Origin of the sequence: Thermomonospora catenispora, from assembly GCF_006363815.1 — a bacterium.
Taxonomy (GTDB): Bacteria; Actinomycetota; Actinomycetes; order Streptosporangiales; family Streptosporangiaceae; genus Thermomonospora; species Thermomonospora catenispora.
The window spans coordinates 287981-298683 of sequence record NZ_RRYT01000001.1 but is presented as its reverse complement, the minus strand read 5'-3'; the positions used below and the strand labels follow the sequence as shown (position 1 = coordinate 298683).

Annotated in this window: 8 protein-coding genes; 5 read left to right on the top strand and 3 right to left on the bottom strand. The window is 72.1% G+C overall.

What is annotated here, in order from left to right; translation table 11 throughout:
* Positions 1-23 precede the first annotated feature (23 nt).
* Positions 24-1019 carry a polyprenyl synthetase family protein gene (locus EIO00_RS01420; protein WP_422100018.1) on the top strand — a complete coding sequence of 332 codons (996 nt, stop codon included), beginning with the start codon at positions 24-26 and terminating at the stop codon, positions 1017-1019.
* Between the two features lie 94 nt (positions 1020-1113).
* Here the strand turns inward: EIO00_RS01420 and rarD are convergent, their stop codons facing one another.
* Positions 1114-2025, bottom strand: a complete 912-nt coding sequence (gene rarD / locus EIO00_RS01415; RefSeq protein WP_422100017.1) for an EamA family transporter RarD — start codon at positions 2023-2025, stop codon at positions 1114-1116.
* A gap of 491 nt (positions 2026-2516) precedes the next feature.
* Here rarD and msrA point away from each other — a divergent pair, with 491 nt between their 5' ends.
* Positions 2517-3164: a peptide-methionine (S)-S-oxide reductase MsrA gene (msrA, locus tag EIO00_RS01410; protein ID WP_140174895.1), complete on the top strand. Its 648-nt coding sequence runs from the start codon at positions 2517-2519 to the stop codon at positions 3162-3164.
* A 459-nt stretch (positions 3165-3623) separates the two neighbouring features.
* Positions 3624-5171, top strand: coding sequence for a serine/threonine-protein kinase (locus tag EIO00_RS01405; protein ID WP_140174893.1), 1548 nt, complete (start codon positions 3624-3626; stop codon positions 5169-5171).
* 458 nt (positions 5172-5629) lie between these two features.
* On the opposite strand, the gene EIO00_RS01400 is transcribed toward EIO00_RS01405, so the two are convergent.
* Positions 5630-6211, bottom strand: coding sequence for a TetR/AcrR family transcriptional regulator (locus EIO00_RS01400; protein WP_140175072.1), 582 nt, complete (start codon positions 6209-6211; stop codon positions 5630-5632).
* A gap of 188 nt (positions 6212-6399) precedes the next feature.
* Between EIO00_RS01400 and EIO00_RS01395 the strand changes: the two genes are divergently transcribed.
* Positions 6400-7965: an MDR family MFS transporter gene (locus tag EIO00_RS01395; protein WP_140174891.1), complete on the top strand. Its 1566-nt coding sequence runs from the start codon at positions 6400-6402 to the stop codon at positions 7963-7965.
* Positions 7966-8400: 435 nt separating this feature from the next.
* Here EIO00_RS01395 and EIO00_RS01390 read toward each other — a convergent pair whose 3' ends face one another.
* Positions 8401-8994, bottom strand: a complete 594-nt coding sequence (locus EIO00_RS01390; RefSeq protein WP_140174889.1) for a TetR/AcrR family transcriptional regulator — start codon at positions 8992-8994, stop codon at positions 8401-8403.
* A gap of 89 nt (positions 8995-9083) precedes the next feature.
* Between EIO00_RS01390 and EIO00_RS01385 the strand changes: the two genes are divergently transcribed.
* On the top strand, positions 9084-10700 hold the full coding sequence (locus EIO00_RS01385; protein WP_140174887.1) for an MDR family MFS transporter: 1617 nt from the start codon (positions 9084-9086) through the stop codon (positions 10698-10700).
* Positions 10701-10703 lie beyond the last annotated feature (3 nt).

Sequence of the window (10703 nt, the reverse complement as noted above, 5' to 3'; positions counted from 1 at the left end):
GCCTGTCCAGTAGGGGGTTCCGGGTGAACAGTGGCGTGCCGTTCGGGCTGCCGGTCGACGACGCGCTCGCGGCGGACATGCGCAAGCGCATGGCGGCGGTCGAGGAGCTGCTGGCGCAGTCGGTCACCAGCGACGATCCCCTGCTGTCCCAAGCGTCCAAGCACCTGGTGAACGCCGGCGGCAAGCGGTTCCGGCCGGCGCTGGTGCTGCTGGCGTCGCACTTCGGCGACCCGACCGCTGCGGGGGTGATCCCCGCAGCGGTCGTGGTCGAGCTGACCCATCTGGCCACGCTCTATCACGACGATGTGATGGACGAGGCCACCATGCGGCGCGGTGAGGAGTCCGCCAACACCCGGTGGACCAACACCATCGCCATCCTCACCGGCGACTATCTGTTCGCCCAGGCCTCGGACCTGCTGGCCGGGCTGGGACCGGAGGCGGTGCGCATCCAGGCCCGGGCGTTCGCCCGGCTGGTGCGCGGGCAGATCGCCGAGACCTCCGGCCCGCCGGCGGGCGTCGACCCGCTCAAGCACTACCTGCAGGTCGTGGCGGACAAGACCGCGTCGCTGATCGCGGTGTCGGGACATCTGGGGGCGCTGCTGGCCGGCGCGGACGCGCAGACGGTCAAGACCATCACCGACGCCTGCGAGAAGATCGGGGTCGCCTTCCAGCTGTCCGACGACATCCTGGACATCGCCTCGGAGGCGGAGCAGTCCGGCAAGACCCCCGGCACCGACCTGCGCGAGGGCGTCCGCACGTTGCCGATGCTGCACGTGCTGGCCTCGACCGACCCGGCCGACGCCCGGCTGCAGGAGCTGCTGCGGGTCGATCTGAGCGATGATGAGCTGCACGCCGAGGCGCTGGCGATGCTGCGCGCCCACCCGGCGATGGAGCGGGCCCGCGCCGATCTGCGGCAGTGGGCCGAGGAGGCCCGGGCCGAGCTGCTCACCCTGCCCGACATCCCGGCCCGCGCGGCCCTCACCGGTTTGTGCGACTACGTGGTCACCCGCACCGGCTGAGAGCGACCCCGGCGGCCCGCCGGAGCGGAACGGGCCGGACGGGTTCGCCGATGAGCCCCTGACCAGGCGTGCGGCGCGTGCGGCGCGTGCGGCCTCAGGCGGCCTCGGCGGCGGTGGGGGCGGGGGCCGCGGGCCTTCGCGCGCGGCGGGCCGCGCGCAGGCCGTCGGCGGTGAGGATCACCAGGGCCGTCCAGACCAGCAGGAAGCCGGCCCACCGGCTGGCGGGCATGGGCTCGTGCTGGATCAGCAGCCCGATCAGGAACTGCAGCACCGGCGCGAGGTACTGCAGCATCCCCAGCACGGTCATCGGGATCCGGGTGGCGGCGGTGTTGAACAGCATCAGCGGGATCGCGGTGACGACCCCGCCGGAGGCCAGCAGCAGCGCGTTGAGGGCGCCCGCATGGCCGAACGCCGCCGTCCCCCGTCCTTCCAGGATCAGCACGAACGCCAGAGCGGGCAGGAACAGCACGGCGGTCTCGGCGGCCAGGCTCTCCGCCGAGGGCATGGCGGCGAACTTCTTGACCAGCCCGTAGGTGCCGAACGAGCAGGCCAGCACCAGCGCGACCCAGGGCGGGCGGCCGTAGTCGACGGCGAGCACCAGCACCGCCGCCGCGCCCAGCCCGATCGCCGTCCACTGCCAGGGACGCAGCCGCTCCCGGAAGACCAGCACTCCGAGCAGCACGCTGATCAGCGGATTGATGAAGTAGCCGAGGGCCGCCTCGATGGTGTGCCCGGTGGTGACGGCGTAGATGTAGGTGCCCCAGTTGGCGCTGATCACCAGGGCGGCCAGGGCGAGCAGGGCGATCGTGCGCGGCGTCAGCTCGCGCACCCATCGCCAGTGCCGCCGCACGCCCAAGATGACGGCCACCGCCACCAGCGACCACATGATGCGGTGTGCCAGCACCTCACCCGACCCGGCGGGTTTCAGCAACGGCCAGTAGAGGGGGAACAGGCCCCACAGCCCGTAGGCCGCGATTCCGGCCGCCATCCCACGCCGATCGATCACGGCGGCCAGACTATCACCTGGTAATGAGCGTTAATCGGTGACGGTCATGTCTGAGGAGGTCTGCGCCTTGGACGCATCGCCGGATGTCCGGCGAGAGCGTTCCTCGGCTTCGGGAGGCCGGCCCCGGCGGTCCTCGGCGCGCCCGTCGCGTCGCCGTCGGCGCATGAGGGCTCGCATGAGCGACTGTCGGGTTCATGCGGCGCCGGCGGGCGTCCTCTGCGATGCCGTTCACGGGGGACGTCCTCCGGCGGCCGTGGCGGTCCGCGCCGATGAGTCGGCCCGGTGCCGGTCCGCCGGCCGCAGATCGCGGCCGAGAGGGAACGGGACGGCGTGACGGCCGCGTACACCGATGCGACCCGTGGCGCGTTGCCGCCGCACGGGGCGCGGATCTGGGCCCCTGTCGGGGCGGGACCGACCCCGTACTCTGGAAGGTGTACGGGGCCTCCGCGTGTGGTCCGAGGTCGTTCGGCGTTTGGTGGGTGAGCTGCACGATGTTCAAGACCGAGATGGTCGCTCCCGAGGCCGCGCTGCCCGGCCGCGACACCCCGATGCCCGTGCCGCCCCGTCATGAGGTGCTGGGCACCCCGCTGACCCCGCCCTACCCGGAGGGCAGCGAGATCGCCGACTTCGCCCTCGGCTGCTTCTGGGGCGCCGAACGCAAGTTCTGGCAGGTCCCCGGCGTCATCACCACCGCCGTGGGCTACCAGGGCGGCTACACGCCCAACCCCACCTACGAGGAGGTCTGCAGCGGCCTCACCGGTCACGCCGAGACCGTCCGCGTCGTCTACGACCCGACCCGGGTCACCTACGAGCAGCTGCTGCGCGTCTTCTGGGAGGCCCACGACCCCACGCAGGGCATGCGGCAGGGCAACGACATCGGAACCCAGTACCGCTCGGCCGTCTACACCCACTCCGACGCCCAGCTCAAGGCCGCCGAGGCCTCCCGCGACGCCTACCAGAAGGTCCTGACCGCCGCCGGCTACGGCGCCATCACCACCGAGATCGCCCCCGCCGGTCCCTTCTACTTCGCCGAGGCCTACCACCAGCAGTACCTGTCGGACGCCAAGAACCCCAACGGGTACTGCGGTCTCGGCGGGACCGGCGTCGCCTGCCCGGTGGGCGTCGCCCCCGCCGAGTGACCGCCCCGGCCTCGCACGCGATCCTCCCCGTCGCGGTGCGCGCCGCCCCGCGGCCGTGAACGCGGGGGTCTTCGCCCGATCGGCGCAGGACGCGGGGCGGCGGGTCTGCGTGACCGCCCCGTCGTCGGGTCTGCGGGGCGTGGATGCGGACGAACCCGGCCGCGTCGACCGGTGGGCGGCCTGCGGCGAGTTGTCGGATGCCGGGAGGCCGACGGGGGCGCTCCGGCCGATGCGGTCGTGGTGACCCCGGCGACGTTCGTCACGGTCGACGAAAGGGCCTCGGGCTCGGCGCCGCGTCCGCGGCGGGACCGCCGCGAACGACGGGTTTCGGTGCGCCGTCGGCGCATCGCACGGGGCGTGGCCTCTTCCGGCAAGGACGCCGGGGGACGGCGAGAGGTCCTTTCCGGTAGGTTCGCGGTGATCGAAGATCGTCAGCGAGTCGTGGGGTCGGGAGGGCCGATGCCGCAGGCGGCGCCGCTGCGCCCCGGAGATCCGACGGAGGTCGCCGGATATCGGCTGGCCGGACGGCTGGGGAGCGGCGGCCAGGGGACGGTCTTCTTGGGACATGCGCCGGACGGCTCGCCCGTCGCGGTGAAGATGCTGCACGCCCGGTTCGACGGGGACGAGCGGGCCAGGACGCGGTTCGCCCGGGAGATCCAGGCGGCTCGGCAGGTGGCGTCGTTCTGCACGGCGCGGGTGCTGGCCGCGGATCTCGCCGACGACACCCCCTATCTGGTCAGCGAGTTCATCGACGGTCCGTCCCTGGCGACGGTGGTGCGGGAGCAGGGGCCGCTGGCGGGGGACGAGCTGCACCGGCTGGCGGTCGGCACGGCCACCGCGCTGGTCGCGATCCACCGGGCCGGGGTGGTGCACCGCGACTTCAAGCCGTCCAACATCCTGCTGGCGTCGCAGGGGCCGCGGGTGATCGACTTCGGCATCGCCCGTGCCCTGGACGAGACCGTCACCCTGACCAGCCAGGCCGTCGGGACCCCCGCCTACATGTCGCCCGAGCAGGTCTCCGGCGCTCGGCTGGGTCCGCCCACCGACGTGTTCGCCTGGGCCGCGACCATGGTGTTCGCCGCCACCGGCCGGCCGCCGTACGGCCAGGACACCATGCCCGCGGTCTTCCACCGCATCCTGACGGCCGGTCCCGACCTCGGCGACCTGGCCGAGCCGCTGCGCGGCATCGTCGCCGCCTGCCTGGCCAAGGACCCGCAGAAACGGCCGACCGCCGACCGGGTGCTGCACTGGCTGCTGGAGGGCGGCTCCCCCGACGCGGAGTCCCTCGCCCGGACCCTCGTGCAGCCCGCCGCCGGGACCGGGGAGCCGGGGGCCGGAACCGAGGATCCGGACTCGCAGCCCACGGTGTCGGAGGTCGCGCCGCCGGCCGCCGCGTCGGCGGCCGTGCCGCCCCACGCCCCGTCCGCGCCGCCGTACGTTCCATCCACGACGACGGTGCGCTGGAGCCCGAGGTATCCCAACGCCTCCAAGGTCCTGCTCTGGGCGATCACCGTGATGGGGATCCTGTTCGGCCTGGCCGCCTTCGGGGTCCTGGTGATCGCGCCGGGATGGGGGAAGATCGGCGCGGTGCCGTACGCAGGGCTCTACCTGCTCCTCGTGCTGTGGTCCCGGCAGCTCTCCTCGCGTCCGCTGCGGGCCGGGACGGTCGAGGTGGACGTCGACGGAGCGGGCATCGCCGCCCGGGTCGACGGGCTGTCGCTGCGGTGGGACTGGGCGACGATCGCGCAGGTGACCGTGATGCCGCTCGGATCGTCGTGGCTCTGGGGGCCCCTGGAGCAGTTCTCCGGCGTCTGGGCCGCTCCGCGGCCGGGGGCGCCCGCCCTGGGCCGGCTGCCCGTGCTGCGGCGCTTCCCGCTGTGGGGCATGCGGGGCCGACCCGGCTGGACGCTGCTGCTGCCCGTGGGGCGCACCGAGGATCCGCAGACGGCGGAGATCGTCGAGGCGTTGCGCCGCCATGCCGGGGAGCGCTGGGTCTCCTTTCACTGATCGCCCGCCGCCGGTGAGGAGAGGCGGGGAGGAGAAGAAAAAGGCGGCGGCGAAGGGCGGTCGATTCCGAAAGGTCGGAGCGAACGCGGGAAATGTCGCGATGTGCCCGGCCGGTGGCGATAAAAAACCACCCTCAGGGTTTACCGAGGGTGTTCCGATCGTGACGCGCTTCGCCCTCCTCCGCTTCGCCCGCCAGGTGTCTGTGCAGATGGACACAGCACCTGGCGGGTCTCGCAGGGGATGTCCGGTCTTGACTGCGGAGTGCGGTGCACCCGGTCAATGGGTCAGGAGGTACGCGATCACGAGAGCGATAACAAGTTCCGCCATGGCTCCAGAGTAAGGCGGAAATCCACCGGGGATGGACATCTGCGGGGTGACATCGAGCTGACTTTGTGCGCCATGCGGTGTTTCAATGCCGCGCCCGTTGACGGTGAGGTGATCGCAGAGTCTCCTGTGACTCAGCGGAACGGGCGGGCGTATTCGTCCATCACCTCGTGAACGATCTCGTGCAGTGAGTGGGACGGATTCTCGGTCCACATGATGGTGGCGATGCGCAGGCTGGCGAGGAACGCGGCGGCCATCACGCGGGGGCGGGGGGAGGACGCGGGGATCTCCTCGCGTTGGGCGATCAGCCGGGTCAGCCGCTGCTCCATGGTGGAGTAGTGGGCCATCTGGCGGGCCGCCAGCGAAGGATGCTTCTTGACCAGCCGGGCGCGGGCCGCCCACTCCGGGTCGGGGCGGCGCCCGATCCGCTCGTGCATGACGTCGACGGCGGCGTGCAGCGCGGCCCAGGGCGACTCCGTGGGCGGCCGGGCGGCGAAGTGGTCCAGCAGCTCGCTCATCCGCCGCTCGTCGCCGTACAGGATGGCGTCCTCTTTGCCGGCGAAGTAGTTGGAGAACGTGCGGCGCGACACCCCCGCTGCGTCCGCGATGGCCTCCACGGTGACGTTGTCGAGGCCGTGCTCGATGGACAGCCGCAGGGCGGCCTCATGGAGGGCCTGGCGGGTGGCCTCCTTCTTGCGCTCGCGCAGTCCCGGCATCGTCCCCACGACGTTCACCTTACCGGTTCGCCAGTAAACTTGCTCACTGGGTAAATTTTCCCGTTGGGAATAGAAGAGTCGGTGTCCGACGTTCCCCCCGCGTGCGCCGGCTTCGCGCCGTCGACCCCGATCAGGCCACGAACCCTGGAGGCAGCTACGTGAGCTCACATCCGTCCGAATCCCCACCGATGAGCCGTCGGGAGACGCTCGAGGCGCTCAGCGGCCTGATGCTGGTGCTGTTCGTCGCCATGCTGAGCGGGACCGTGGTGGGGACAGCGCTGCCGCGGATCATCGGCGCGCTGCACGGCAGCCAGTCCCAGTACACCTGGGTGGTGACGGCGACCCTGCTCACCTCCACCGCCAGCACCCCGATCTGGGGCAAGCTCGCCGACCTGTACGACAAGAAGCGGCTGTTGCAGATCGCCATCGGGATCTTCGCGGTCGGCTCGCTGATCTCCGGGTTCGCCCAGAACACCGAGCAGCTCATCGCGGCCCGAGCCTTCCAGGGGCTGGGCGTTGGAGCGCTGCAGATCCTGGTGCAGATCGTGATCGGCGTCATGGTCTCCCCGCGCGAGCGCGGCAAGTACTTCGGTTACATCGGCGCGGTCATGGCCGTGGCCACCGTCGGCGGCCCGCTGCTGGGCGGGCTCATCGTGGACGTCTCCTGGCTGGGCTGGCGCTGGTGCTTCTTCATCGGCGTGCCCATCGCGGTGATCGCGTTCGCGCTGCTGAGCAAGACCCTGCACGTGCCGCACATCCGCCGCGCGAACGTGCAGATCGACTACCTGGGCGCCACCCTCATCGCCGGCGGCGTCAGCGTGCTGCTGATCTGGGTCACCTTCGTGGACGACTCCTTCGCCTGGCTGTCCTGGCAGACCGGCGCCATGGTGAGCGGCGGCCTGCTGCTGCTGGCGCTGGCCGTGTGGGTCGAGTCCCGTGCGGCCGAGCCGGTGGTGCCGCTGCCGATCGTGCTGCGCCGCAACACCGCCCTGGCCATCGTGGCCAGCCTGGCGGTCGGCTCGGCCATGTTCGGCGGCGCGGTGTTCCTCGGCCAGTACTTCCAGATCGGGCGCGGCTACAGCCCGACCGAGGCCGGTCTGCTCACCATCCCGATGATGGTCGGCGTGCTGGGCTCGGCGACCGTCGTGGGCCGGCTGACCTCGCGCACCGGCCGGCCCAAGATGTTCGTGGTGATCGGCACGTTCGTGCTCACCGGCGGGTTCGCGCTGCTGTCGACCATCGACCACGAGACCCACATGGGGATCCTGTCCCTGGGCATGCTGATGATGGGCATCGGCGTCGGCGCCTCGATGCAGAACCTGGTGCTGATCGTGCAGAACTCGGTGGCCCTCCGGGAGCTGGGCGCCGCCAGCGGCACGGTCACCTTCTTCCGCTCCCTGGGCGGTGCGATCGGCGTGTCGGTGCTGGGCGCGATCCTGGCCAACAAGGTCAAGGACATCATCACCGACAAGCTGGCCGCCATGGGCGTCCGCGGTTCCGGCGGCGCCGCCACCGGCTCGCTGGACCTGACCTCGCTGCCCGCGCCCATCGTGGAGATCGTCCGGGCCGCCTACGGGGACGCGACCGGGCACATCTTCCTGGTCTCCACCTCGTTGGGGGTGGTCGCCATCCTGGCCACGCTGGCCCTCAAGCCGGTCGTGCTGCGCGACACCCTCGACCTGATGAAGCCGCCCGCCGAGGGCTCGGCCGCCGACGCCGTCCCCTCGGGCGCGGACTCGGCCCCCAAGGCCTGACCTTCCCGGTGCCGCGAAGGGCCGGCGCCCATGGCGGGCGCCGGCCCTTCGCATGCCGTCCCGGCGCAGGGGCGGGAGAGAGGAGGCGCGGGACGGGAGATGCGGCGAGGCCGCGGACGGACGGGCCCGCGGCCTCGTTCGTCGGCGGATCGGGGTTCGGCCTCGTCAGTACGGCAGGACCCGGCCGGACGGCGTCCGGAGGTCCAGCGGAGCCGGCTGACGCGGGGGCTTGGGGCGCTTGATGAGTTGCTGCCGTGCCATGGTGATCACTCCCCCTCTCGGCGACGGTCACATCACCGATCGAGCCGATCAGTTCTGATCGTGTATGACGCGGGCTCGCTGCCCTACGAATGCGCGAGCTTAGGCGACCCCGTGGAGTGGTTCGACCGATTTTTCAGCGAAAGTCCAAATTTGTGGGGGTGAGTTGGCCGGCGGTCACGGGGCCAGGGCGGCGGTGAACATCGCGGTCAGGCGGTCGGTGAGGGCCTGCGGGTCGGCCTCCCGCAGCTCCGACAGGCCGAGGGTGCGGCGGACCGAGCCGCTGCCCATGAGGATCGCGGCGGCGGCGGTGGCGCGCAGCCGAGCGTCCGGGCCCTCCAGCAGCTCCGCCAGCGGCTCGATGAGGGACTGCTCCATGTGCCGGCGGATGATCGGCTGGATCTCCGGGTTGCCCACCGACCGGTCCAGGATGCGCAGCAGCGGGATGGCGGGCGCGCCGTGGATCTGGTGCGCCACGTGCTCGGCCAGCCGGCGGGGCAGCTCCTGTGGCCGCGGCGGCGGCTCGCCGGGGCCGCCGAAGATCCGGCGCAGCGCCGACTCGCTCGCCAGCACCTCGCCGAACAACGCGGCCTTGGAGCCGAAGTAGCGGTTGACCAGCGCGACGTTGGCCTCCGCCCGGGCCGCGATCGCCCGCACCGGCACATGGTCGTAGCCGTGCTCGGCGAACAGGTCGCGCGCCGCCTCCAGCAGCCGCCGCCGGGTGGCCTCCCGGTCGCGCTTGGGCCTGTCCGGGGTCCGCTCCAGTCGCATCGCATCAGTATGCGACCATTGACTTGTAAACGTGCGTATACATACTCAAGAGAGACCTTGAGCGAGGGAGCACGGTGGGGCGGAGCGCGATGGACGGCCGGAAGGAGTCCGCTTCGACGCACACCCCGCCGGGATGGCGGCCCTACACCCACCGGCAGGTCCTGCAGGTCCTCGGCGGGCTGATCACCGCCATGCTGACCGCGACGATCTCCACCTCGATCATCTCCACCGCGCTGCCCACGATCATGGGCGACCTGGGCGGCCAGGAGCAGCTGCCCTGGGTGGCCAGCGCGCCGCTGCTGGCGATGACCGCCACCGCCCCGCTGTGGGGCAAGGTGTCGGACCTGTTCGGACGCAAGCGGATGTTCCAGACCGCCCTGGTGATCTACGCGCTCGCCTCGGTGGCCGCCGGGCTGTCGCAGAACGTCGCCATGCTCATCGCCGCCCGGGCCCTGCAGGGCCTCGGCGCGGGCGGCGTGACGTCGCTGACCCAGGTGGTCCTCGGCGACATCGTCGAACCCCGCGAACGCGGCAGATACGCCGGCTATCTGGGATCGGCGTTCGGCGTCGCCACCGTCGCCGGACCGCTGCTCGGCGGGCTGCTGGTCGACGCCCCCGGCATGGGCTGGCGCGCCTGCTTCCTGGTGCCGGTGCCCCTGGCGGTCGGCTCGTTCCTCCTGATCCAGAAAGTGCTGCGGCTGCCGCCGGTCGACCGCGGACGCCCCCGGATCGACTGGCTCGGCGCGCTCACCATCGCCGGCGGCGCCAGCACGGTCATGGTGGTGCTGTCCCTGGGCGGCACCTCGTTCCCCTGGAACTCCGGCTGGACCTACGGGCTGACCGCGCTGAGCCTGGCGCTGCTGGCGGCGGCGGTCGTCGCCGAACGCCGGGCCGCCGAGCCGATCCTGCCGCCCCGGCTGCTGCGCGACCGCACCTTCGTGCTCACCTCCGCCGCATCGCTGCTGGTCGGCATGGTGATGTTCGGGGTGATGATCTTCCTGCCGCAGTACCTGCAGGTGGTGCGGGGGATGAGCCCCACCGCCTCCGGGCTGATGACGTTGCCGCTGGTGGTCGGGATGCTGACGGCCTCCACCGTCGCCGGGCAGCTGACCACCCGCACCGGCCGGTACAAGATCTTCCCGGTGTGCGGGCTGACGTTGCTGGCCTGCGGCGCGCTGCTGCTGTCCCGGCTGCACACCGACTCGCCGCTGGTGCTGATCGGCACCGACTGCGCGGTCGCCGGGATCGGCTTGGGCCTGACCATGCAGACCCTGATCCTGGCCGCGCAGAACGCCGTGCCGCGCGCCGACCTGGCCGCCGCCACCACGGGCGTCGCGTTCTTCCGCAGCCTGGGCAGCGCGGTCGGGGTGGCGGCGTTCGGCGCGATCCTGACCGCCCGGCTCACCTCCGGGCTGGCCGACCGGCTGCGCGCCGCCCGCCTGCCGGTCCCCGACGACGTCGGCACCGGGTTGGGCACCCCCGCCGAGATCCGCGCCCTGCCCGAGCCCCTGCGGGGATTCCTGCTGGACTCCTACACCGCCGGCCTGCAGACGGTGTACCTGGTGGGCGTCCCGCTGGCGGTGGGCGGCCTGCTGGCGGTGCTGGCGCTGCGAGAGCTCCCGCTGCGCACCTCCGCCCCCGCCGAGCCGACCGCCGTCGACCCGGTGAAGCCCGCCGCCCGGTCCGCCGAGTCCTCATCCGCCTGAACG